We start from the raw sequence: 23,007 nt of genomic DNA, 5'->3' as shown, positions 1-23,007 counted from the left end.
TGTTCTATTCCTTAACCGCGGCTAGCCGTTTCGACCGCTTGCGCCGTCAAAGTATCTTGGTTTTTATCTAGAATTAACTGGGCTTGGCGTAATGCTTCGAGCTTGTCGCTGTCGACCATTTCAACCATATGCGGATCAATTTGCATCTTAGGGCGCACGCGCTGCATACCGTTGACGACGATCTTATCTTCGGCCATCAAACCTTGGGTCACGATGCGCAGTCCTTGGACTTTCTCGCCTAAGGTCACGCCGCGATATTCAACTAAACCATCGGCGCCCACCACTAACACAAACTTATTGTTCAGATCTGTACCAACGGCTTTATCGTCAATCAAGATACCTTCATAAGCGCCGCTACCTGCGGTGCGAAGGCGGGCAAACAAGCCAGGCAATAAGCTATTGTCTTCATTGTCAAAAGAAGCTCTCACGCGAATGGTGCCTGTTTGCTTATCCATCGCATTATCCACAAAGTCGACCATGCCGATATGTTGATAATCACGCTCATTGGCTAAGGCCATGTACACAGGGTTGTCGCCAGCGCGGGGATCATTACGTTTCTTCTCGGCCGTTAATTTCACGTATTTAAGATAGGTTTGCTCATCCACATCAAAATACGCATACATGCTGGCGGTAGAGACTAGACTGGTCAGCACACTCTGCCCTGCGGTGACATAATTGCCCGCGGTGACATTCGCGTAGGACACGCGACCATCAATCGGCGCTTGCACTTGGGTATAAGCTAAATCAAGCTCGGCGCGCATCAGGGCCGCTTTCACCGAAGCCACTGCAGCCGCGGTTTGACGTTTGTTTGACTCACGGGTATCGAGTAACTCGGCAGACACCGCTTTTTGGTCAAACAATTTATGGGCTCGTTCGAAGTCATTTGTGGCCAGTTGCTCAGCAGAGAGTGCGCTAGCAAGATCTGCTTTTAACCGGGCCACTTCCACTTCAAATACGCTCGGGTCGATGCGGAATAACACGTCGCCTTTTTTCACTAAGGCGCCTTCTTTAAAATTCACTGAGTCGATATATCCAGATACACGCGGGATAAGGGTGACACTTTCTGGCGCCTGTAAACGGCCGGTAAACTCATCCCATTCGGTCACTCGCTCATGCAATACTTGGGCGACATCCACCATAGGCGCACTTGGTGCTGGCCCCTGCTGCGCTGTTTGCTCACCACAAGCAGAAAGAACGAAAGCGGCCACCGCCGTTAACATCATTATTCGTAAGGGTTTATTACTCTTCATATTACTATCCTCAAAGTGGCGGGCATGTCACGCTGTTCGAACCACACACATTTAAATACCGACTGGTAAAAAATATTCTGTACTGGACGGTAATATATAGCGTAAAATGACTCTGTCAACAAATTTATGTACCGATTGGTATTAAATTAAAGGCGCGCATTGACCTTTACTTTGCAATGCGCCCTTAGGCGGAAAGCCACAAGTTTGATCTTCAAAGCATTTTTATGAATATTGAGGCGAACGCTGACTGACACGGATTGAATGCTGAACTTAGGTGACACCTTGGATGACTAAGTAGACAAATCCCCTTAGTCGGTCATCAGTCAGCAAGTGTGGCTGGACATGGACTAAACCCATGTCTATCCTAGGGGCAATTGAGAATTGAGGAGCCTAATGATGTCAACCGTCACCCAGACGCCCTGTGTAGGTCGCCCACGTGCCTTCGACACTGACGATGCATTAGCCAAAGCCTTAGAGGTCTTCTGGCGCAAAGGTTTTGAAGGTACATCGTTAACCGATTTAACCCAAGCTATGGGCATTAATAAGCCAAGCCTTTATGCCGCCTTCGGCAATAAAGAACAGTTATTTCTCAAAGCGATAGAATTATATGAACAACGCCCCTGTGCGTTTTTCTATCCCGCGCTGGAGCAGAAAACCGCCTATCTGGTAGTCGAGTCAATGCTGCTCGGGGCCGCGAGCTCTTTGGTGGATAAAAGCCATCCGCAGGGATGTTTGATTGTTCAAGGGGCATTAACCTGCAGTGAAGCAGGGCAAGCGATTAAAGACACTTTGATTAATCGTCGCCGCGACGGTGAAATCGCCCTGTGCGAAAGATTGCAACGCGCCAAAGATGAAGGTGATTTGCCCGCAGATGCCGAGCCGTTACTGCTTGCCCGTTATGTCGGCACAGTATTGCAAGGCATGGCCGTACAAGCGACCAGTGGGATTTGCCCGAATGAATTACGCAAAGTCGCCGAGCTAGTGCTCGCTAACTTTCCGCGCAATGATGAGTCCTGATCCATAAATCCTAATGCACAAATCCTGATGCGCACAAACAATAAACCCCAGTTGAGTTCTCACTTAACTGGGGTTTATTTATGCTTTGCTTTATTTCTGTCCAAGCATTTACTTCTGCACAACCAAGAGTTCTCTAAACAGTTGCCTGAGACGTTTCAATAATGGCAGGCTGCTTTTATCTTGATGCTGGATCACATCGACGTTTGCATACCAGCCTATCTGCTCAAACTCTATGGGGACACGAGTCAAGTTACCCGATAAAACTGAGCTGGATGCCATATGCTCTGGCAACAGACACCAACCATGGCCCTGTAATGCGAGCTCCAATAACACGTAATAGTTATCGGCATACCAAACATCAGGACTGAACGCCTGCTGAAAACTACTGGTTTTAGTATTACGTGAGCGGATGCATAATTGTCGATACAGTCGCAATGAGTCCATGTTCGGTGCAATTGATTTCGCTAAGGGATGCGAACTCGCCACATAAAGATCGAATTCAATCACACCAATACTCTCAAAATCGATACTACTTGGCATAGATAATTCGCTAAAAATCAGTCCTGTAGATGCCCTTCCCGAATGTACCATGTCGATAATATCTATGCTTGAGGCACTGAGAAACTCAAGTTCGATATTAGGGAAATCACTTTCTAACAACTGAATAATTTCCGATATTCTCTGTATAGGAATGCCTTCATCCATCGCAAGGCACACTTCTGAAGATTGACGACTAAAAAGCGATAAGGCGGTATGTTTAAGCCTTCTATGTTGAAGAATCGTCGCTCTTGCGTAGGGCAATAATTTACTGCCTTCAGCCGTTAATACTGGGTAACGACCCGAACGGTCAAATAACTCGACCCCACAGTCAATTTCAAGATTCATCACATGCTGGCTAATCACGGATTGTGCTTTCTTCAATTGCCTTGCCGCATTCGAAAATGAACCAGATTCTACGGTTTCCATAAAGGCTTCGAGTTGTTCGAGACTAAACATATCGCTTTTACCGATACTATCTAACTATTACTTATCCCTATACTAGATAAAATTATGGCCATAGTCACATTGAATGAATGGAAAATAGCCATGAAAACGACAGAACGTATCTTTAACGCCTTACTCTTTGAAGCGATTGCACTCGCGATTATTATCCCGGTTTCTGCCCTCATATCAGGCAAGGGAACCAGTGAGCTTGTCATAGTCGGTATCGCTTTGAGTCTTTATACCGTGGTGTGGAACTACTTCTACAACCTAGGATTCGACAGAGTATTTGGGGCAAATCGAGAGCAACGCACTTTAAAAACCCGAATACTGCATACCTTTGGATTTGAAGGGGGACTTATTTTCATTAGCATACCGACCATCGCTTGGTTTTTACAGATAGGCTGGTTGGCAGCCATGGGCTTAGAGGCGGTTTTTTTGATCTTTTTCTTCTTTTACAGCACCCTATTCCATTGGTGCTATGACAAGTATCAGCCCTATAAGACTTGGTTTACTATGCAAGCCACTAAGGTCAAATAGCCCAGCCAACATCAACACACCATCAAACGAACCTCACTAAGCACTTTAGCGGTTCGTTTGATGGCCGTTTTGAAACCTATCCATTTCAATTTCTTCTACTTAGCAAAAATGCTAAGCCTGTTCATTCGTTGCCCAGCGCAAAATCCCACTTAAACATGGTAAACACAGTAAACGAAAGTAATAGACCCGCACACAGCGAACTGAGGTTGTTGAAATATCCTATGAACATCACAAAAGTACTCGCTATCAATAATTAATATTCAAATCATTAGTCTAGATATAATTCTTTATGCTATAAAAGCCATATATTAAGCAGGGAGATGGCAGCAAAATGCGTGTAGGGAACAGAGTGAGGCTCAGGATGCAGCAGGCATTAAATTTGCCATCAGCATTGATACTTAGCATCGTTTTATTACTCGCATCCATGGCTTACAACATGGCATTCGCCCAAGAAAGCAATGCCGTGCCCGCAGAATCGCAGCCTCAGGCGATAACCTTAGCCGCAGAAGACAGTTGGCCGCCCTTTGCCAATCAATTCGGCCAAGGCATTTCCCATCGTTTAATCCAAGCCGCCTTTAAGCAATCGCATATTGAAGTAAATAGCTTAGTCGTGCCCTATTCTCGCGCCTTGATGATGGCAGAAAAAGGCGCCGTAGACGGGGTATTTAACGTCACCCGCGAGAACAGCACTGAACAGCGCTTCATCTTCGGTAAAACCCCATTATTTATCGCCACTGCATCTTTTTATCAGAAGAAACAGAAGCCTATTTTGGCTGACAATAAATGGGCGCTACCTAAAGGCACGGTTATTGGGGTGATTAAAAGCTATGAGTATGGCGATGATTTTCCCAAGTTAGTCAAACAGCAACAGCTCAATATCGTCACCGTCGCTAATCAGCAGCAGCTAATCAATTTATTGTTGATTGGCCGCATAGATGCTGCATTGATGTTTGACTTAGTCGCCAAGGAGAACCTGAAAAAAATGGGCGTGGATGATGACGTCATTCCAGTATTTGCTAACCACAGCAGCGATATTTTTTTGGCCTTCTCGAAGGAAAACCCACAGGCGCAGACCTTAGCGACCCAACTCGACGCGGGCTTATCACTGCTAAAAGCCACAGGCCAATACGAAAAATTACTCTTAGTTGCTGACTAATTCCCTATCGCTGCAAGCGAATGAGAAATTACCGCTGCGAGCGAATGATCTCTTGATTCACCCAATATAACAACTGCTTGATCGCCTTAGACAGGATCTGATTCTGGCGCACAATATAGCCCAAACTGGTTGTGGGAAATTGTGGCAGAGGAGTCACTTTAGTGGTCAAATTAGCCTTAGTATAAACCGAAAACTCAGGCACTATCGCCACCCCAAACCCCGCCTCGGCCCAATCGATTTGCGCGTCAACACTGCCCACCTCCATAATTCTGTAATTCGGCAAATTCAGCGACGGCAGTGCGGGATCGAGCAATTCGCGAGTTCGCGTATCATGGCCCAGCAGAATTAAGGTGGGTTGCTCGGCTAAGGGCGTATCCACAGAAGGCGTTGCCTGTTGCCACTGTTGTAAATTGTCCCCGATTGCACACCATTTAATCTGTTGTAGTTCAGTAAAATGCAGTGGCTGACTCTCCTTTTGCGCGATCACAAACCCTAAATCCGCCTCGGCATTAGTCACTAACTCAGAAGCTTGGGATGAGGTAGTATTGAGCAGCGAGAAATCAATCCCAGGGAACTCCGCCTTAAAGAGCTGAAACGGCTGGATCAACAATAACCGCGAGATAATGTCGCTGGCGGCGATGGTTAAGGTGCCTTGGCTAAGGTCATTAATCGCATTGAGATCCGCCTGACAAATTTGCAGCTCCATTAACGTTTTCTGACTGCTCTCTAACAGGCGAAATCCCGCTTGCGTTAATCGAAAAGGATTACGGTCAATCAGCTTGACTCGAGTGCTTTGCTCTAACTGCTTAATATGCAAGCTAACATTAGGCTGCGTCATGTGCAGCGCCGTGGCCGCTTTGCCAAAATGCTTATGTTCAGCCAAAGTCACAAAGGTCTTTAACCAATGGATATCGAGCATAAAACCCCCTTTTACTGTGAATTCGCGTTAATTATAGCCAATGATATATGAAATCCTTATTGAGATGATAACCATAATTAATTTCTCTTATTCAAAGGACGGGTCTAGCATAGCGTCTTAATCAATGTGGAGATGATGTTATGCCGTCTATCGTGGTTGTGGGTGCAAATTGGGGTGATGAAGGCAAAGGCCGCATCGTAGATTATTTAGCCGCGGATGCCGCTGCCAGTATTCGCTTTCAAGGCGGTAACAACGCCGGACATACCGTAGTCAACGACTATGGCACCTTTAAATTACACCAATTACCGAGTGGCATTTTCAACCCTAACTGCATTGCAGTATTGGGCCCTGGCATGGTGATCAGCCCAGAAAAGCTCAGCGTTGAAATTGCTGAAGTACAAGCAACAGGTGTTGAAGTCAAATTATGCATTTCTGACCGTGCGACCCTGTGCTTACCTTTACATGCATTAGAAGATACCTTAGAAGAACAACGTCTTGGCGATTTAGCCTATGGTTCAACCCGTCAAGGGATTGCACCTGCCTATGGTGATCGCGTGATGAAAAAAGGCATTTTAGTCGGCTGGTTAAACCAACCTGAAGTGCTGCAAGAACGTATTCAATTTATGCTCGACTGGAAAATGCCACAATTAAAGGCACTTTATCCAAGCTGCGATTTTAATCAAACCGCCGCTGAAATGACTGCATGGTTGTTAGAAGTGACTGCGCCATGGCGTCCATTTATTTGCAATGTGACTGAGCCATTAAAAGCATTACAAAAACAAGATGCAAGCTTACTGTTTGAAGCGCAATTAGGTGCTGGCCGCGACTTAGTGTACGGCGAATACCCTTATACCACCTCATCAAACGTGACTGCGGCTTACGCAGGTATCGGTAGTGGTTTACCTGCGCTGCGCCCAGAGCGCGTAATTGCGGTAGCGAAAGCCTTTAGCTCATCTGTGGGTACTGGCACGTTAGTGACGGCAATGGAAGAGCAAGACGCGTTCCGTGAAAACGCCAACGAGTTTGGTGCAACCACAGGCCGTCCACGTGACATGGGTTACTTTGACGCTGTTGCCACCCGTAATGGTGTTGAGCTGCAAGCGGCAACTGAAATTGCCCTGACTAAGATTGATTGCCTATCAGGCATGAAAGATCTGAAAATCTGCGTAGCCTATGAAGGTGAGCACACTGAGAACCCAATTTGGCCACAAACTGCCGCGTTGAGCCCAGTGTATGAGCAAATGCCAAGCTGGAGCGAAGATATTACCGGTTGTCGCACCTTCGAGAGCCTGCCAGTGGCCGCGCAACACTATGTTGAACGTATTGAAGCCCTAATGGGTGTGCGTGTTAGCATGGTTTCTGTTGGGCCTGAGCGCGATCAAATGATCATTCGCTAGTAGCTAAGTTTACCCTAAGCCATATTCGCTTCGGTGAATATGGCTTTTTACTTTTATGTTTATCATTGACATATCACGTAAGACCTTGGTCGCTGCAATTAATATATCGAGCACTAACTCTCTGATATTCAAATATTACAGCTAAATGAAATGGCATTACTCTTCAAATACGTATTTATCTATCATACCGACCATACGGCCAATTTCGGGTTTAGTAATAGTGTCATTCGCCCCCAATGCTATTGCCTTTATACGGTTATCCTCGCTCATTAGGGAAGAAAACATCACAATCGGCATGTGTTGGTATGCCTTGGATTCTCTTAAGCGTTTAACCAGATGCATGCCATCCATGCGAGGCATTTCAACGTCCGTGATTACAGCACTGACAAAGTCTGAAATAGAAGCATTATCTTGTTCAGCCAGACTCTCAAATTCCATTAGCATTTCAAGCGCATCACCACCATCTTTAGCAGTAATAATGTTATAACCTGCACTGCGGAGCGTATTTTCAATCATTTTGCGAATAAAAGCGGAGTCATCGACAACCAGAATGGTTTTCGCTTCACGTTTTGCCAGCATTTTGTCATTAATCAGCACGCTCCTGTCGAGGGTGACATCGTACTTATCCATACTCAGCTCGGGATTGATATCGGCAATGATTTTCTCAAAATCCAATATCATAATCAGCATGCCATCACGGCGAACCACAGCAACGACACAATCATTTTCACCCGCTTCTAAAAACTGACTCGGCGATTCAACTTGCTCCCACGACACCCGATGAATGCTGCGAACACTATCGATTAAGAAGCCATTAATCATCTTATTAAAATCAGTGACGATAACGACCTTATGGGTTAAATCCTCCGGTGTAGAGATCCCGAGCCAACCGGCAAGATCGACCAAAGGGATCAGCTTTTCTCGCAACGAGAACACCCCCACCATATGCGGTTGTGCATTGGGATAGTCGGAGGTTTCTGGCACCCGAATCACTTCCCGCACTTTGGCGACATTGATCCCGTAATGACACACTTTATGGCCGCCGTTAGGGAGTACCTTATGCAGATGAAACTCAATAATCTCGAGTTCATTTGTGCCACTTTCGGTCAATATTTCTGATTTTTTTATTTCGCTCATATGAAGCTCTCAACCTAGCAAATCAACATAAGAAAGGTATTCCAGCTATCAGTATAGGAAGGGATTAATGAGTTAGGCACGATAGTGCGATTTTACTGCCTGATTAGCGTGATATTTCTTGAGCATGGGTTGCTCAGAGGCTTACTTTTATCGATAAAATAGGAAAACGTCCCATAATCAAATTTCTTTGCTTTTTCAGTAGTCACATTTCAATTATGACCAAACTCATCATGCCTGCTGCCAACCTCAAATAGCCTTGGCGCTACACAACCGCGCTTTTGTATCTCTGTTTTAAAGGTTTTTTTAGAGGTTTTGTTTAAAGAGATAAGCCGCTAAACTATTGCGCAATAAAACTATCTAAAATAGCCTTAACCCATGCCGCAATTTAGCCCGACCTTCTCCTTCCCAGTGCAAATCTACTATGAAGATACTGATTTTTCTGGCGTGGTGTATCACCCTAACTTTTTGAAATACTTCGAGCGTGCCCGCGAGCATGTGATTGGTGCCGAGCGTTTAAGTGCGTTGTGGCAACAAAACCAACTGGGTTTTGCAGTGTATCGTAGCGATATGCTGTGCCATGACGGGGTGGAGTTTGCCGATATTATCGATGTGCGCACTAAGTTTTACTTTGAGAGTAAATACCGTACTGTGTGGCAGCAGGAGATTTGGCGTCCACAGGGTAAAAAGCCTGCGGTCACTGCCACAATTGAGATGGTATGTATGAATCAAGCCCGCCAACTAGCGCCTATGCCGGCAGATTTAATTGCCGTCTTAAGTCAGGGTTTTGTTTCAAGCGAACAGAACTAATACACTTACGCACGCGCGATTTCCTGAGCTGACTTTCGACATAAGCGTAAGCGGCGATTACAAATCGTAGCTGTTACAAAAGTGACTGCAACAAAAGCCTCTGCAAAACCACTTCAAACAACAGTAACTTGAATAGGTGCGTTAGGAATACACTCAGATTCAGTTGAGGCGCCTTAGTAAACTTGAGTTACTCGCAGTGGATTTAACGAGCTGTTGATGTAACTAGCCATTAATTTAAGTGGCCCTAATTTTAAGTGCACTAAATTTAAGTGCACTAAATTTAAGTGCACTAAATCAAATTAGCACTGGGTTAATGAGCAATAGATTTAGATGGCATTGGATCTACGTGGCATTGGGTTTACATGGCATTGTGCAGCCGGGCCCAGTTCATTTCGAGTTCTGCTGCTCTCATGGGCTTAGCGTAATACATGCCTTGTAGGGTATCGACGCCCATAGCGACGAGTATCTCTCTAATTTCAGGGGTTTCAATCCCTTCGACAGTCACCTCATAACCGAGTTTTTTAGCAATATTAATACTGGCTTCGAGGATATATTCCGACGGTTTATCCTGCTCAAGATCCTTTAGAAAAGCTTTATCGATTTTGACTTCATTGACGGGTAGATGCTTCAAGTAAGCCAGTGAAGAATGACCGGTACCAAAATCATCAATTGCGAGCCTCACCCCTAACGCACGAATTTTATCTAAGGTTTCGACCGCCTTAGTTAAATCCGCCATTAAGGTACTTTCCGTAATTTCAATCATTAAGGATTCGGGCGGAAGCTTGTAATGCGCCAATCTCGCCGCAATTTCTTGGGGCAAAGTTTCACTGTCGAGATCCCGTGTAGATAGGTTGACTGCAACGCACAATTGTATCCCTGCGGCGCGCCATTTTGCCTGCTGCGCTAAAACCTGATCGAGTGCCCATTGGCTCACTAAATCAATCATGCCGGCATATTCGGCTAAAGGGATAAACTCACCAGGAGAAATAACCCCAAGCTCGTCGTGTTCCCAGCGCATCAAGGCTTCAACCTGAAAACACCTTCCCGTCGCCATATCCTGTTTCGCTTGATACACCATATACACTTGGTTGCGTTGCAAACCTTTAGGCAAGCTATCGATAATTCTCAGTTCTCTTAACTGTTGAATATCATCATTCTCAGCATAGTAAGCAATCGCGCTACGAGAGTGGCGGGCTTTCTTCAGTGCCAAATCGACGCGACGTAACATCTGGCTAGTATCGGCATGGTGTTCTTGTAAATGCACACAGCCGATTTGAAGTTTAACGCTGACTGGCGTGTTCTTAATGCTAAAAGGCACCTGCAAACGGCCTCTCAAATGGACTAATTGCTCCTCCGTCAACGCTTGCTCGTAATATAGGCAAAATTCATCACCATTGAGCCGTGCGATTAATCTTGGGGATAAACTTAAGGTGTTTAACCGTTCCGCAAATTGCTTTAGCAGGATATCGCCAAACACAAACCCAAAGAGATCATTCACATAGCGAAATCGATAAATATCAATCAGCACTAATGTCCCTTGAGTCAGCGGCATCATGGAGGTTAGCGCACGTTTCAGGCCGACCCGGTTTACCAGTCCAGTCAGTTTATCCTTACCCACGCTTGCGGGTAAGGCCTTCAATAATTCATTTAAGGTATGGTAGAGAGGCGCAAACTCTTGGGGAACCGTACCAAGGTCTAATGCTTGGCGTTCAATCTTTTGTTGCTCTAGCTGGAGACAAAGCTGTGCTAAGAATTTTTGCTGTGACCGTTGCGATCTATATTTTGCCTGCAGTATATATAATGAAAGTATATATAATGAAAATATCAATAAAATGAGAGAAGCAACAACTAACCCGATTTCGAACATACCTTGGCCTCTGCTTTACCGCGTAAGCTTATTATCAAATGGCACTGCTATTCAGTATTCACGTGCCATTTAAGTTCCATTTAGGCCTAACGATTATTGGTAACTTTCTCTAATTGAATGGAATTTTTCCATAAACTCATCACTGGCTAAATCATCGGTTGTCACGGGTAACCCGCGGGCGACAAACACACCAAGACGTTGTTCTAACTCAGTGCCTGCACGTAATTCACCGGTATAGAAGGCCGCTGCACGGATAAAGTCGAGATAGGTGACGTGATCGGGCAGATAAGGTAAATCGGCCCAGCGCTCTACCACTTCCATCACTTCGGTAGAAAAATCCCAGCTCTTTAACACAGCACGGCCTAATGGTCCCTGCATTTTACGAACGAGCGCGCGCAATTGATCAATGCTGGTAAATAAATGTGGATTAGCCTCGGCTTCCGTCAATACTGGCAAGGCGCCAATGTTATGCACGAGTCCAGCTAAGGTTAAGGTGTCGAAATTTAATCGACTACTTGAATGACGTTTGTTATACATCTGCAACATGGAACAAGCGGCGGCGGTCACATCAATTGAGGTACGCCATACTTCATCCATCACTTCCCACACCATTTCATTGGTGGAAATGAACAATTGCTCCATTGCCACTGACGTTGCAATGCTTTTAATTTGAATTAACCCAATGCGAGAAACCGCACTGTTAATGCTTTCAGCGGGGACGCCTCGGCTGTATAAGGCACTATTGGCCACCTTAATAATACGGGCAGAAATCGCCGCATCTTGGCCGATTACTTCTGCCACTTGTTTAAGGCTAGCATCTGAGCGTCCGACCACTTCTTGCACCCGCATCGCCACTTCAGGCAATGTCGGTAGCACTAAGGCATCATCTTTTAGTTTTTTTAATAAACTGACTAACAGTAGATGTTCGGTAGACATCTTAGCTCCCATCAATCTGTAAACATGAACATTGGATAGTTGGAGTATATCAGCTGACCGTCATTCAATACGTAGAAAAAAGCAACTGACGTTAATAAATTGTATGATTGCGTTATCAATTTTGGCTTAATTATCGGCCGTAATCTTCTGCATCAATCATCACCAGAGCTAAAATATTTCTCGCGGCTTGATCAAAGCTAAACTCGCTATATTCGTAAAATGTGAAGTACCACTAAAGTTAGTAAGGGCAATTTGCATAACCCTACTTTCATTGTGTAAAATCCCGCCCCCGCGCACTGCGTCATTTATTCATCGATTTTATTAACTAATTTGAGAGTGATTATGTTTAAACCTGAGCTGCTGTCTCCAGCTGGAACCCTGAAAAACATGCGCTACGCCTTTGCCTATGGCGCAGATGCCGTGTATGCCGGTCAGCCGAGATATAGCCTAAGGGTACGTAACAATGACTTCAAAATGGAAAACCTTGCCACAGGCATACAAGAAGCCCATGCGCTGGGTAAAAAACTTTATGTTGTAAGCAACATAGCGCCCCACAATGCCAAGCTGAAAACCTATATCAAGGACATGGAACCCGTAGTGGCGATGAAGCCAGACGCGCTGATCATGTCCGATCCGGGTTTAATCATGATGGTACGTGAAGCGTTTCCCGATCAAGTGGTGCATTTATCCGTACAGGCAAATGCTATCAACTGGGCCTCGGTCAAGTTTTGGCAAACCCAAGGCATCAAGCGCGTGATCCTGTCGCGCGAATTATCCTTAGATGAAATCGAAGAAATTCGTCAACGCTGCCCAGATATAGAACTCGAAGTATTTGTTCATGGCGCCCTGTGTATGGCGTATTCAGGCCGTTGTTTACTCTCGGGTTATATCAATAAACGCGATCCAAACCAAGGCACCTGCACCAATGCTTGTCGCTGGAAATACGACGTACATGAAGCGCAGCAAAACGACAGCGGCGACATCATTGCCATGCCTAATGCAGTACAAATCGAAACGCCGACAACTTTAGGTGCGGGTGCGCCCACGGATCAAATCTACCTACTACAGGAAGCCAATCGTCCCGGCGAATACATGCCAGCCTTTGAAGATGAGCATGGTACTTATATCATGAACTCTAAGGACTTACGTGCGATTCAACACGTTGAGCGCCTAACCCAAATGGGCATAGACTCACTTAAAATTGAAGGCCGCACTAAGTCTTTCTATTACGTCGCCCGCACAGCACAGTTGTATCGCCGCGCGATTGAAGATGCTTCATCGGGTAAAGATTTCGACCGCAGCCTAATGAATCAATTAGAAGGCCTAGCCCACCGTGGTTATACCGAAGGCTTTTTGCGTCGCCATGTGCATGATGAATACCAAAATTATGACTATGGCTACTCAGTCAGTGACACCCAACAATTTGTGGGTGAACTAACGGGTAAACGTAACCTTGCGGGATTGGCCGAAATCGAAGTGAAGAACAAATTTTCCGTTGGCGACAGTGTCGAGCTGATGACGCCGCAGGGCAATATCAGTCTGACGATTGAACAACTCGAGAATCGCAAGTCAGAAGCGGTTGCAGCGGGCTTAGGTTCTGGGCACACTGTGTATCTGCCCGTGCCCAAAGAAGTCGATTTGAGCCACGGTATTTTGCTGCGTAACCTGCCCCAAGGTCAGGATACGCGCAACCCACATGAACTAGGTTAAGGTCATGGCATTACTGATCGACGATAGCTGCATCAACTGCGACATGTGTGAGCCTGAGTGTCCTAATCAGGCCATCACTATGGGCGAAGAGATCTATGAAATCGATCCCGACCGCTGCACCGAATGTGTGGGGCATTACGACAAACCGACTTGCGTGTCTGTCTGCCCAATTGATTGCATCGACCCAGATCCAAACCGCGTCGAATCCAACGACGAGCTGTTAGTGAAATTTGCCGTGCTAACGCAAAAAGCTTAATCACATCCCAGACCGAGTGGTAATCTAACCTCTCGGTCAAATCCGCCCTCATCCCCGCCTAAAACAATGCAACAGACATGCATATAAACAGTATGCAAAACTATTTAAGCGCATAAATCCGAGCATTCATTCCTGGTTTACTAAAAACACTACTTTAGACTGACTTTGATTTAGTTCTGCCTGTCAAAAAACGAACAGACGGTATTTATCCATTCTTCGCAATTTATAGTTCAAGACATAATGTCGCTTGATAAATCACTACTTTTACAAACGTTGTTACTTTAATAGACTGAGAGTTATTATTTTGACGCTTATTTGTACAACTAAAAAATCATTCCAGTAAAAATTCACTCAGGCCCAAATTGTAAATCAAGTGTTACATTTTGATATTGTGAATGAGGTAAGCCTTAAGCATTAAACTGGGCAGGTTGAAAATACCTTCTACATTGGATTATGTCTCGAAGTCTGTGGAGACATAAAAAGAAAATGGAGTTCAACATGCATAAGAAACATTTAATAGCAGTCGCAGTCGCAACTGGACTTGCTTACTTCCCTGTTAACGCTAATGAATACCAAGCGACTATGGTAAGTGTCCCACAATCTAAGGCCATCAAAGATACTTATATCGTTGTATTCAATACCCCAAGTGTTCTTAATCTAAGTAATAACAACACCATAGCTGAATTCGCGGTTCAACAAGCCGAGAGTTTAGTCAATCAATATGATGTCAGAGTGATGAAAAACTTTGGCAATGTGCTCAACGGTGTACTCATCAATGCCAGTGCCCAACAAGTTAAAGCACTGCTTAAAGATCCAAAAGTGAAGTACGTAGAACAAGATCAAGTGATGTCAGTAACGCCCATGATGGAAGCCAATGCGGACCAACCGAGTCCGACCTGGGGCATAGACAGAATCGATCAACGCAACTTGCCATTGGATAACAACTACCACACGGATTACGATGGATCTGGTGTGACCGCCTTTGTTATTGATACTGGGGTGCTTAATACACACAATGAGTTTGGCGGCCGCGCAAGCAGTGGCTATGACTTTATCGATAATGATTACGATGCGACTGACTGTAACGGTCATGGTACCCATGTGGCAGGGACGATTGGCGGCTCAACCTACGGTGTCGCGAAAAACGTCAATGTGGTGGGTGTCAGAGTGCTCAACTGTTCAGGTTCTGGCAGTAACTCTGGCGTGATTGCAGGGATAAACTGGGTGAAAAACAATGCTTCTGGCCCCGCTGTCGCGAACATGAGTTTAGGGGGCGGCGCCTCCCAAGCCACGGATGATGCCGTCAATGCCGCTGTTGCCGCAGGGATCACCTTCGTCGTCGCAGCCGGCAATGACAATAGTAATGCCTGTAATTACTCCCCAGCTCGTGCCGCAGATGCCATCACTGTCGGTTCAACCACCAGTAACGATTCCCGCTCGAGTTTTTCTAACTACGGGACTTGCCTTGATATCTATGCGCCCGGTTCGAGCATCACTTCCTCTTGGTATACCTCAAATTCGGCGACCAATACCATTAGTGGCACTTCAATGGCTTCCCCCCATGTGGCAGGCGTCGCAGCATTATACTTAGATGAAAATCCTAACCTCTCACCCGCACAGGTGACGAACTTACTCGCGACGCGCGCCACTTCGGGCAAAGTCACAGATGCTAAGACAGGCTCACCGAATAAGTTACTGTTTTCACTTGCAAGCGATGATGGTGGCTGTGGTAATAATTGCCCCGTTGACGAAACTCCGCTGCAAAATAATCTGGGTATCGCGATCAGTGGAGCCACAGGTTCAGCAACTTATTACTACATTGATGTCCCCGCAAATGCGGCCAGTTTAGGCATCAACCTCGCAGGGGGCTCTGGCGATGCGGATATTTATGTCAGCCAAGGGCAAAAACCGACGACAACCAGCTATCAATGCCGCCCATATCAAAATGGTAACAATGAGAGCTGTAATTTTACCGCGCCTGCGGCGGGTCGTTGGTATGTGATGGTCCAAGGCTATAACAATTATGCTAACGCCCAGCTTACCGCCAGCTATAACCTTAATGGCGGCGGAAATTGTACCGATGCGAACTGCTTAACCAATGGCGTACCTGTCACGAATTTAAGCGGAGCAACGGGAACTGAAGCCCTGTATAAAATCGTCGTACCTGCCAATAGCCAACTCAATATTACCACCAGTGGCGGGACTGGAGACGTGGATCTGTATGTCAAAGCAGGGACTGTCCCAACGACCACCAGCTATGATTGTCGTCCCTATAAAAACGGTAACAATGAAAGCTGTTCAATCACCGTGACTCAAGCGGGAACTTACCATGTGATGTTACGTGGTTATGCTAATTACTCGGGCGTTCAACTGAGTGCAAGCTACTAGCGAGTAAATCAGCTCAGTCAGTTTTGACTCACACTTAAGCCCACAAAGGTAACAACTTAGTGGGCTTTTTAGTGGTTTATTCAGAAGCCAATCTCGCGAAATGGCATTAATCACTTGATTAATAACTTGGAGACTTAGCGAGGATAACTGTTGGTTTTGCTTCGATTTGCAGACGCTCAATCACAGCGGCGAGTTTTGCAATGCTGAGGCGAATTGGGGTCGGCATACTGGCAAATTCGATGCTGAGCAGCAGGTTTTTCACTTCGAGCCCTAATTCTGTATCGCCTTCAATACTTAACTTACGCTGAAAGAATAGCGTGTCAGGGTCTTCCTTTGCTGCTGCCACGAGTATGAGTTCGGCTGAGTTGGCACTAAAGGTCACCTGCGCATCGGTTAACGCTCTGACTTGCCACTTGCCATTAAAACTCACCTCAAAGGCCAGGTTTAAGTCTTCCACTTGAATCGCGACCCATTTATCAGTCAAAAATCCGAGTTCATCGTCTGCCGCTTGTTCGGCGAGTAACAGCCCAAGTAATTGGCTGATGGCTTTCGCTTTAAGGCTAAAGGGCATCTTAGCGAGGGGAAAGCCGATGGCTTTTGGGGTGAATTCTAAAAGTTGCTGAGCGATTTTTGCGGAAAAAACAGCGGACATGGCGGGAACCCTACAAGAATAAAACATATATATCCCAGTTTATCGGGATTTTATGATCTTAAACCTGTTTTAAATCAATTCATCGCCATTCAATCTTACCTACACTCAGCGGCTATCATTTTATCGGGAGCATCACTATGGAGCTGTTGTGTCCAGCAGGAAATCTGGCCTCGCTAAAGTCGGCATTGCATGCCGGAGCCGACGCTGTGTATCTAGGACTAAAAGACGACACCAACGCGCGCTCGTTTGCAGGATTAAACTTCACCCCCGCAAAGTTGCAAGAAGCCACTGAGCTCACGCAAAAACACGGCAAGAAAATCTTCTTAACCTTAAATACCTTTCCAAAACCGGGCGAAGAACACCGTTGGTATCAAGCCATCGATCTCGCAGCTAAGCTGGGTATCGATGCGTTAATTGTCGCCGATCTTTCTTTGCTCGATTATGCCCATCAACATTACCCACACTTGCCGCTGCATTTGTCGGTGCAAGCCAGTGCGACCAATCTGGGCGCGCTCAGCTTTTATAAAGAAGCTTTTAACATCGCCCGAGTCGTGTTACCACGGGTGTTATCCATGAAACAAGTGCGTGACCTTGCCAAAGTCAGCCCAGTGGATTTAGAAGTGTTCGCCTTCGGCAGTCTATGCATCATGGCCGAAGGGCGTTGCCAGCTGTCATCCTATGTGACGGGTCAATCGCCCAACACGGGCGGCTCTTGTTCACCGGCAAAACACGTGCGCTGGCAGGAAGAAGGACAGAACAGATTAACGCTGCTCAACGATGTATTGATTGATAAATCAGCCCTCGATGAACAGATGGGTTATCCCGTGGTATGTAAAGGCCGTTACATCACGGAAGATCAAGATTCGCCGCAGTATTTGCTCGAATCACCAACCAGTTTAAATACCTTAAGCCTACTGCCCGAACTCGCTAAGGCAGGCATAGTGTCGCTAAAAATCGAAGGCCGTCAACGCAGCCCTGCCTATGTTGAGCAAGTCACGAGAGTTTGGCGCCAAGCCATAGACACCTATCTGGATAACCCAGAACTGTACTCAACAAGCCCAAACCAACCCCATTGGGAACAAGCCCTTGCAAAAGTTTCCGAGGGTCAAATCACTACACTTGGCGCCTACGAGCGTGATTGGCAATAAAGGTTAATGAACAAAGCGCCAGATTAACAAAGGACAAGCTATGCATATTTCCCTAGGCCCGCTGTTGTATTGCTGGCAAAAACAACAGGTCACTGATTTTTATCAGCAAGTCGCCGCTAGTCAAATCCCCTTAGTGTATTTAGGCGAGGCCGTCTGCAGTCGCAGACGCGAATTCAAATGGGGCGATTATCTGGAGCTGGCACAAATGCTCAAGCAGGCGGGTAAAGAAGTCGTGATTTCAACGCTGGCGTTAATCGAAGCACCATCGGAATACACTGAGCTTAAACGCCAAGTCGATAACGGCGAATTTATGGTCGAAGCGAACGATATGGCGGCGGTCTATCTCGCCAACGAACATAAGTTGCCCTTCGTCTGCGGCGCGAGTATCAATAACTACAATCGCGCTAGTTTAGACATTTTGCAGCGATTTGGGATGCAAAGGTTTGTGATGCCAGTGGAGCTATCAAAAGCTTGGCTTAGCCAAGTGATCCAACAAAAGCCGTCATTTGAAGTGGAAGTGCTCGGCCACGGCTATTTACCCCTCGCCCATTCGGCGCGCTGCTTTACCGCTAGGCACAAACAGCTCACCAAAGATCATTGTGAAACAGTGTGCCGTGAATACAGCAAAGGGCTACTCGCGCAAACCCAAGAGCTGCAGCCTTTGCTCAGGCTCAATGGGATCCAAACTCAATCCGCCAGTTGTTTAGATTTACGCAGTGAAATAACGACAATGGCAAAGATGGGGATCGATGTGTTTCGGGTATCACCCAGTAGTTTTGACTGCATCACCACAGCCAATGCCTTGGTCGATGCAATTAACACGCCTGAAAATGCTCAACATTTTGCGATTAGCAGCGATGCGAACCTAGAGAGAACCCAGTGTAACGGCTACTGGTTTGGAGAAGCAGGCCTTGCTGTGCATGCCAATCCCTAGCCTGACTCAGAGCCTTAGCCAGAGTCTGAGTCAGAAGATGAGACTGAGCTAGAAACTGAGCTTGGGCCTAAACATGAGCCAGAGCTTAATCTAAGTGAGAATCGGAGCGGGAAACATAATCTAGATTTAAGCCAACATCGACGTTAACTTAAGGAATGAGTTTAACCAGTACTATTTCGATCTTGGCTAGTTCGATCTTGGTTGGAGTGTAACTGACTGAAAAGCAGCACAGTGGTCCAGCACAATAGACTCCCCAGCCCTATCCATTCCAGTAGGGCTGGCCACCACAAACTAGGACGCGGCAGCTGCAATACCATCTCCTGATAAAACGGCCTATCGCCTTCGGTCAAACCTAAATCCAATTGCGGCGCATACAGAAACGTCATCATGCTGCACAGCACAATGAGGGCTAACAACCCAGTCCAGCGACCAAAATGAGACTTGCCGAAAAAAACTAAAGCTAAGTAGAAAATCGCACTTAAACTTCCCAGATAGAAAAACCATTTCAGCCCTAAAACGTGCAAGTGATACACGTTCACCGGAAATAATCCCACGCTCGCTAAAGCTAAAAAAGTGCATGCCAGACTGATAAAGAAGGGATATCCCCAAAAAGACGTCACTTGCTGTAACGAAGACAAACAATAAAAGACGAGACTTAAGCTGCCAAAAAACAATCCCCCGTTGAGGAGCACAGCAAAAGACGAATGACCATAAGTCCCCAATTCGCTTAGGGTATGATTTAAAAAATTAAAGCGATGGGATTCGGCATCGTCGAATCCTAAAACAGTCATCACAATACCGATTAAAAGCCCAAAGATCCCCAGAAAACCAAACTTAATGGCCAGTGTCGAGCCGCCTTTAATCTTAACCTTCTCTACTTTTGCAGTCATGAATACTTGAGTTGGATAGGAATGATACTAACTTACATGGAAATGAGAAGATTTAAAGCGGCGGGTATCCGCTTTATGAATAATATTTTTACTTTCATCGTTATTAGCGACTTTTTAGTCAGCCTCCAAAACATCAAGATGCTGAGGAGGATCACTATTATCTCTAAGCAGATTTAACTGCTTGTCGCATAAAAATGTGCCGAGCAGCGAAATAGACTGAACATAAGCGTGGCATTCGTAAACAGTGCTTACCCACGCCGTATAGAAAGTGTTATCACGACAGCCCGCTTAAATCGCACAAAAAACCAACCAATAGGGCTGTAAGGCTAAAGTTGCTGATGTTTTTTCGTGCAAAAACAACATCTCAATCGTTTTAACTACAACACCACACAAAGAATTAACCCACCAGAAACAAGAATACTTAACGCCATGTTTATAATGAGTTTTTACTTACACCCACCCGAAAGCATCGACCTAATATCACCGACAACTTAAGTAAAATAACTATGCTGTTTTGCTGCTTATATCAAACTAACTAGCGAATCGTTTTACATAGACAAGCTAAGCGAGTAATCTTCCCCATTCTCGTTTTTGAGTTGAATTTAAATGCACCTTAATTGGCGTCAACAGCGTGTTACGTGCGGCTATTAATTCAAATTTACCATGTACGACTCGTACTTTAAGGTGTACAAAATTGGCTACTGAAAATAAAAATCGAAACATTAAGACGATACTCACCTTTATCGTCCCTTCACTGATCGGTCTGTTGTTATTTATGACCCCTATCAGTTACAACGATGCGATCACTATTCCTATCGCGATTATCTCTAAAGCACTGCAAGGCGCATTGAGCGGCGTGTTAACCCTTATAGTAACCATAATTATCGTGGTTACGGCGCTGGCCTCTTCGCTGTCAAAAGCATTTAAGCCTAAGTTTGTGGCCCAGAATCACTTCCTTAATGCCTTATTGAATGTCAGTCCATTATGGTTGGTCACACGGATCATAGGTGCAGTGTTTGTCGTACTGACCTATTTAGGCTTAGGCCCAGAGGCTATTAACTCCACAAGCACTGGTGCATTAGTCTTAAATGACTTACTGCCCGTATTGTTCTCTGTTTTTATCTTTGCGGGTATGTTGTTGCCGCTGTTACTGAACTTCGGTCTGCTCGAACTGTTTGGCACACTATTAACCAAAATCATGCGCCCCGTGTTCAATCTACCAGGTCGCAGCGCAATTGATTGTATGGCCTCATGGCTAGGTGATGGCAGTGTGGGAATTTTGCTGACCAGCAAACAATACGAAGCCCGTTTTTATACTCAAAGAGAAGCGGCGGTTATCGGCACAACCTTCTCGGCAGTATCGATTACCTTCAGCCTAGTCGTGATCTCGCAAGTTAAGTTAGAGCACATGTTTGTGCCCTTCTATTTGACTGTGTGTCTCGCCGGTTTTGCGGCGGCTGTGATTGTACCTAAGTTGCCACCGCTGTCGTGGAAGAAAGACAACTACATAGACGATACCCCACGCATGCCAGATGATGAGCTGATCCCCGCGGGTCACAACGCTTTCTCTTGGGGTTTTGATAAGGCCTTAGAAAAAGCCGCCAGTGCCGGTGGCATCAAAGCCGTTTTGAATGAAGGCGTTAAAAACGTTGTCGATATGGTGTTTGGCATTATCCCTGTGGTAATGGCAATTGGTACGCTAGCGCTGATTATTGCCGAGCACACGCCTATCTTTAACTATCTGGGTATGCCGTTTATTCCATTACTCGAATTGCTGCATATTCCAGAAGCCACTGAAGCCTCTAAAACGATTGTGGTGGGTTTTGCGGACATGTTTATTCCGTCAATTCTGGCCAGCTCAATTGAATCGGATATGACTCGCTTTGTAATTGCAGCACTATCTGTGACTCAGTTGATCTACATGAGCGAAGTGGGCGCATTGCTTATCGGCAGTAAAATCCCCGTCAACTTTGTTGAGCTCTTCGTGGTGTTTATTCTACGTACCTTAGTGACACTGCCTGTTATCGCGGGTGTAGCGCATTTATTGTTCTAAAAGCTAACGGCAACAATAGCTCAGCTAAAAGGGGAGTCAGGTTAACTGACTCCCCTTTTAGCACTAACTCATACACGAACTGGCTGATTTGATTATATAGCGTGACTTAATCGTACAATCTCCACTCGACACCACACAACTCACTTTGGTACAGAAGTACTTTAAGAATTTCTGGATAGCACTGCTGAAGGATCAAACTTGGTCATTTAATTCTTTAAGTGCTGGCTTATGATGAGCCATGGCATTCGCTCACCGACACGCAGCAAGTCCGTCCTTGGATGCTCGACCGCCCCGTCCATGGGGCGGACGGTCGTCTCGCTAATCACCATGGCTCACCTTTCTAGCATTGGCGTAGTCAGTAAGTTTTAAAGAAATAAACAGCACGTTTTTGGACAAAACCTTGCTAGATTTTTTACTCTAATTCATTGGTTTCGGATTAATATTTGTAAGGCGATTATTGAACGTTAGTATTAAACCCGATGAACAAGCCATTCATTTTCTTTGCAGAACTTAAGCGGAATAATCTCAAAAAACTCATTTGGTCAAAACTCGCAGCAGACTGAGCAGCTCAAAACAGTAGAAGTGATCACTCATGAACAGTAGAAATGCTCAATTGCGCCAGTGCCGCCAGATGGTGGCACTGCAACAGATTGCCCACACAGCCGTTAAAGACAGAACTCTTCTACTGGTCACGACTACCCAAGCTGCTGGACAAATAGCCCAGTTTCAGGCAACAAAAAGCCCCAAAAAATGGTGCTAATTGTAAAAAGTGTTATGGCTGCCCGCTCTCTTTCCCCTATATAAAAAGTTCTTAAAATTCAGTGATTTTATACTTATCACGCAGCTCATATAAGGTCATAAAACTGGCTTCTTTTGCATTATCAATTGGCAATACAACACAATTTTCTTTTTCACAAACCCCGATAGCATTGACGCCTTTTCCTAAATCAATAGCCTTAAATGAATTAT

Annotated in this window: 19 protein-coding genes; 11 read left to right on the top strand and 8 right to left on the bottom strand. The window is 45.6% G+C overall.

The annotated features are described in order from the left end of the window. Window positions 1-11: 11 nt before the first annotated feature. Window positions 12-1,250, bottom strand: a complete 1,239-nt coding sequence (locus Q4Q49_RS15995) for an efflux RND transporter periplasmic adaptor subunit (protein ID WP_011847479.1) — start codon at window positions 1,248-1,250, stop codon at window positions 12-14. A 393-nt stretch (window positions 1,251-1,643) separates the two neighbouring features. On the opposite strand from Q4Q49_RS15995, the gene Q4Q49_RS15990 reads away from it, so the two are divergent. Further along, the gene (locus Q4Q49_RS15990) at window positions 1,644-2,267 is read left to right on the top strand and encodes a TetR/AcrR family transcriptional regulator (RefSeq protein WP_011847480.1); all 624 of its coding nucleotides are present in this window, start codon (window positions 1,644-1,646) and stop codon (window positions 2,265-2,267) included. 108 nt (window positions 2,268-2,375) lie between these two features. Here Q4Q49_RS15990 and Q4Q49_RS15985 read toward each other — a convergent pair whose 3' ends face one another. After that, window positions 2,376-3,263 (bottom strand): LysR family transcriptional regulator, encoded by an 888-nt coding sequence (locus tag Q4Q49_RS15985; protein WP_311999826.1) that lies wholly within the window; start codon window positions 3,261-3,263, stop codon window positions 2,376-2,378. 90 nt (window positions 3,264-3,353) lie between these two features. On the opposite strand from Q4Q49_RS15985, the gene Q4Q49_RS15980 reads away from it, so the two are divergent. Beyond that, complete coding sequence (locus tag Q4Q49_RS15980; protein ID WP_006086899.1) at window positions 3,354-3,788, top strand: PACE efflux transporter; 435 nt, start codon at window positions 3,354-3,356, stop codon at window positions 3,786-3,788. 331 nt (window positions 3,789-4,119) lie between these two features. After that, window positions 4,120-4,944 (top strand): transporter substrate-binding domain-containing protein, encoded by an 825-nt coding sequence (locus Q4Q49_RS15975; protein WP_311999825.1) that lies wholly within the window; start codon window positions 4,120-4,122, stop codon window positions 4,942-4,944. A 28-nt stretch (window positions 4,945-4,972) separates the two neighbouring features. Here Q4Q49_RS15975 and Q4Q49_RS15970 read toward each other — a convergent pair whose 3' ends face one another. After that, window positions 4,973-5,863 carry a LysR family transcriptional regulator gene (locus tag Q4Q49_RS15970; RefSeq protein WP_311999824.1) on the bottom strand — a complete coding sequence of 297 codons (891 nt, stop codon included), beginning with the start codon at window positions 5,861-5,863 and terminating at the stop codon, window positions 4,973-4,975. 140 nt (window positions 5,864-6,003) lie between these two features. Here Q4Q49_RS15970 and Q4Q49_RS15965 point away from each other — a divergent pair, with 140 nt between their 5' ends. Next, window positions 6,004-7,260 (top strand): adenylosuccinate synthase, encoded by a 1,257-nt coding sequence (locus tag Q4Q49_RS15965; protein WP_106651270.1) that lies wholly within the window; start codon window positions 6,004-6,006, stop codon window positions 7,258-7,260. A 156-nt stretch (window positions 7,261-7,416) separates the two neighbouring features. Here Q4Q49_RS15965 and Q4Q49_RS15960 read toward each other — a convergent pair whose 3' ends face one another. After that, the gene (locus tag Q4Q49_RS15960) at window positions 7,417-8,397 is read right to left on the bottom strand and encodes a chemotaxis protein (protein ID WP_261272470.1); all 981 of its coding nucleotides are present in this window, start codon (window positions 8,395-8,397) and stop codon (window positions 7,417-7,419) included. Between the two features lie 375 nt (window positions 8,398-8,772). Between Q4Q49_RS15960 and Q4Q49_RS15955 the strand changes: the two genes are divergently transcribed. Further along, a complete protein-coding gene (locus Q4Q49_RS15955) occupies window positions 8,773-9,204 on the top strand; it encodes a thioesterase family protein (protein WP_259561104.1) in 432 nt (143 codons plus the stop codon). Window positions 9,205-9,562: 358 nt separating this feature from the next. Here the strand turns inward: Q4Q49_RS15955 and Q4Q49_RS15950 are convergent, their stop codons facing one another. Further along, window positions 9,563-11,071: a bifunctional diguanylate cyclase/phosphodiesterase gene (locus Q4Q49_RS15950; RefSeq protein ID WP_311999823.1), complete on the bottom strand. Its 1,509-nt coding sequence runs from the start codon at window positions 11,069-11,071 to the stop codon at window positions 9,563-9,565. A 93-nt stretch (window positions 11,072-11,164) separates the two neighbouring features. Then, on the bottom strand, window positions 11,165-12,007 hold the full coding sequence (locus Q4Q49_RS15945; RefSeq protein WP_106651274.1) for an HDOD domain-containing protein: 843 nt from the start codon (window positions 12,005-12,007) through the stop codon (window positions 11,165-11,167). A 342-nt stretch (window positions 12,008-12,349) separates the two neighbouring features. On the opposite strand from Q4Q49_RS15945, the gene yegQ reads away from it, so the two are divergent. The 3 genes from yegQ (at window position 12,350) to Q4Q49_RS15930 (ending at window position 16,361) form a co-directional block, all read left to right on the top strand. Next, a complete protein-coding gene (gene yegQ, locus Q4Q49_RS15940) occupies window positions 12,350-13,717 on the top strand; it encodes a tRNA 5-hydroxyuridine modification protein YegQ (protein ID WP_311999822.1) in 1,368 nt (455 codons plus the stop codon). 4 nt (window positions 13,718-13,721) lie between these two features. Beyond that, window positions 13,722-13,973 (top strand): YfhL family 4Fe-4S dicluster ferredoxin, encoded by a 252-nt coding sequence (locus tag Q4Q49_RS15935; RefSeq protein ID WP_006082676.1) that lies wholly within the window; start codon window positions 13,722-13,724, stop codon window positions 13,971-13,973. A gap of 498 nt (window positions 13,974-14,471) precedes the next feature. Beyond that, window positions 14,472-16,361 carry a S8 family peptidase gene (locus Q4Q49_RS15930; RefSeq protein WP_311999821.1) on the top strand — a complete coding sequence of 630 codons (1,890 nt, stop codon included), beginning with the start codon at window positions 14,472-14,474 and terminating at the stop codon, window positions 16,359-16,361. A gap of 118 nt (window positions 16,362-16,479) precedes the next feature. On the opposite strand, the gene Q4Q49_RS15925 is transcribed toward Q4Q49_RS15930, so the two are convergent. Continuing rightward, window positions 16,480-17,013 carry an SCP2 sterol-binding domain-containing protein gene (locus Q4Q49_RS15925; protein ID WP_311999820.1) on the bottom strand — a complete coding sequence of 178 codons (534 nt, stop codon included), beginning with the start codon at window positions 17,011-17,013 and terminating at the stop codon, window positions 16,480-16,482. A 137-nt stretch (window positions 17,014-17,150) separates the two neighbouring features. Here Q4Q49_RS15925 and Q4Q49_RS15920 point away from each other — a divergent pair, with 137 nt between their 5' ends. Both Q4Q49_RS15920 and Q4Q49_RS15915 read left to right on the top strand, forming a co-directional pair. Next, the gene (locus tag Q4Q49_RS15920; RefSeq protein WP_259213319.1) at window positions 17,151-18,161 is read left to right on the top strand and encodes a peptidase U32 family protein; all 1,011 of its coding nucleotides are present in this window, start codon (window positions 17,151-17,153) and stop codon (window positions 18,159-18,161) included. Between the two features lie 40 nt (window positions 18,162-18,201). After that, window positions 18,202-19,095, top strand: a complete 894-nt coding sequence (locus tag Q4Q49_RS15915) for a U32 family peptidase (protein WP_311999819.1) — start codon at window positions 18,202-18,204, stop codon at window positions 19,093-19,095. 161 nt (window positions 19,096-19,256) lie between these two features. Here Q4Q49_RS15915 and Q4Q49_RS15910 read toward each other — a convergent pair whose 3' ends face one another. Next, entirely contained in the window at window positions 19,257-19,985 is a 729-nt protein-coding gene (locus tag Q4Q49_RS15910) for a hypothetical protein (protein WP_311999818.1), read from the bottom strand. A gap of 694 nt (window positions 19,986-20,679) precedes the next feature. Between Q4Q49_RS15910 and Q4Q49_RS15905 the strand changes: the two genes are divergently transcribed. Next, window positions 20,680-22,038, top strand: a complete 1,359-nt coding sequence (locus Q4Q49_RS15905; protein WP_311999817.1) for a YjiH family protein — start codon at window positions 20,680-20,682, stop codon at window positions 22,036-22,038. The last annotated feature ends 969 nt before the right edge of the window (window positions 22,039-23,007 follow it).

The sequence above is a fragment of the Shewanella sp. SP1S1-7 genome (genome assembly GCF_031932105.1).
GTDB lineage: Bacteria > Pseudomonadota > Gammaproteobacteria > Enterobacterales > Shewanellaceae > Shewanella > Shewanella baltica.
Note: the sequence above shows the minus strand (reverse complement) of the source record. Positions and strands in the feature narration are given on the sequence as shown.

Coding starts and splice junctions, on each gene's coding strand:
- Q4Q49_RS15995 (WP_011847479.1), bottom strand. CDS start 1,250: ATGAAGAGTAATAAACCCTTACGAATAATGATGTTAACGGCGGTGGCC.
- Q4Q49_RS15990 (WP_011847480.1), top strand. CDS start 1,644: ATGATGTCAACCGTCACCCAGACGCCCTGTGTAGGTCGCCCACGTGCC.
- Q4Q49_RS15985 (WP_311999826.1), bottom strand. CDS start 3,263: ATGTTTAGTCTCGAACAACTCGAAGCCTTTATGGAAACCGTAGAATCT.
- Q4Q49_RS15980 (WP_006086899.1), top strand. CDS start 3,354: ATGAAAACGACAGAACGTATCTTTAACGCCTTACTCTTTGAAGCGATT.
- Q4Q49_RS15975 (WP_311999825.1), top strand. CDS start 4,120: ATGCGTGTAGGGAACAGAGTGAGGCTCAGGATGCAGCAGGCATTAAAT.
- Q4Q49_RS15970 (WP_311999824.1), bottom strand. CDS start 5,863: ATGCTCGATATCCATTGGTTAAAGACCTTTGTGACTTTGGCTGAACAT.
- Q4Q49_RS15965 (WP_106651270.1), top strand. CDS start 6,004: ATGCCGTCTATCGTGGTTGTGGGTGCAAATTGGGGTGATGAAGGCAAA.
- Q4Q49_RS15960 (WP_261272470.1), bottom strand. CDS start 8,397: ATGAGCGAAATAAAAAAATCAGAAATATTGACCGAAAGTGGCACAAAT.
- Q4Q49_RS15955 (WP_259561104.1), top strand. CDS start 8,773: ATGCCGCAATTTAGCCCGACCTTCTCCTTCCCAGTGCAAATCTACTAT.
- Q4Q49_RS15950 (WP_311999823.1), bottom strand. CDS start 11,071: ATGTTCGAAATCGGGTTAGTTGTTGCTTCTCTCATTTTATTGATATTT.
- Q4Q49_RS15945 (WP_106651274.1), bottom strand. CDS start 12,007: ATGTCTACCGAACATCTACTGTTAGTCAGTTTATTAAAAAAACTAAAA.
- yegQ (WP_311999822.1), top strand. CDS start 12,350: ATGTTTAAACCTGAGCTGCTGTCTCCAGCTGGAACCCTGAAAAACATG.
- Q4Q49_RS15935 (WP_006082676.1), top strand. CDS start 13,722: ATGGCATTACTGATCGACGATAGCTGCATCAACTGCGACATGTGTGAG.
- Q4Q49_RS15930 (WP_311999821.1), top strand. CDS start 14,472: ATGCATAAGAAACATTTAATAGCAGTCGCAGTCGCAACTGGACTTGCT.
- Q4Q49_RS15925 (WP_311999820.1), bottom strand. CDS start 17,013: ATGTCCGCTGTTTTTTCCGCAAAAATCGCTCAGCAACTTTTAGAATTC.
- Q4Q49_RS15920 (WP_259213319.1), top strand. CDS start 17,151: ATGGAGCTGTTGTGTCCAGCAGGAAATCTGGCCTCGCTAAAGTCGGCA.
- Q4Q49_RS15915 (WP_311999819.1), top strand. CDS start 18,202: ATGCATATTTCCCTAGGCCCGCTGTTGTATTGCTGGCAAAAACAACAG.
- Q4Q49_RS15910 (WP_311999818.1), bottom strand. CDS start 19,985: ATGACTGCAAAAGTAGAGAAGGTTAAGATTAAAGGCGGCTCGACACTG.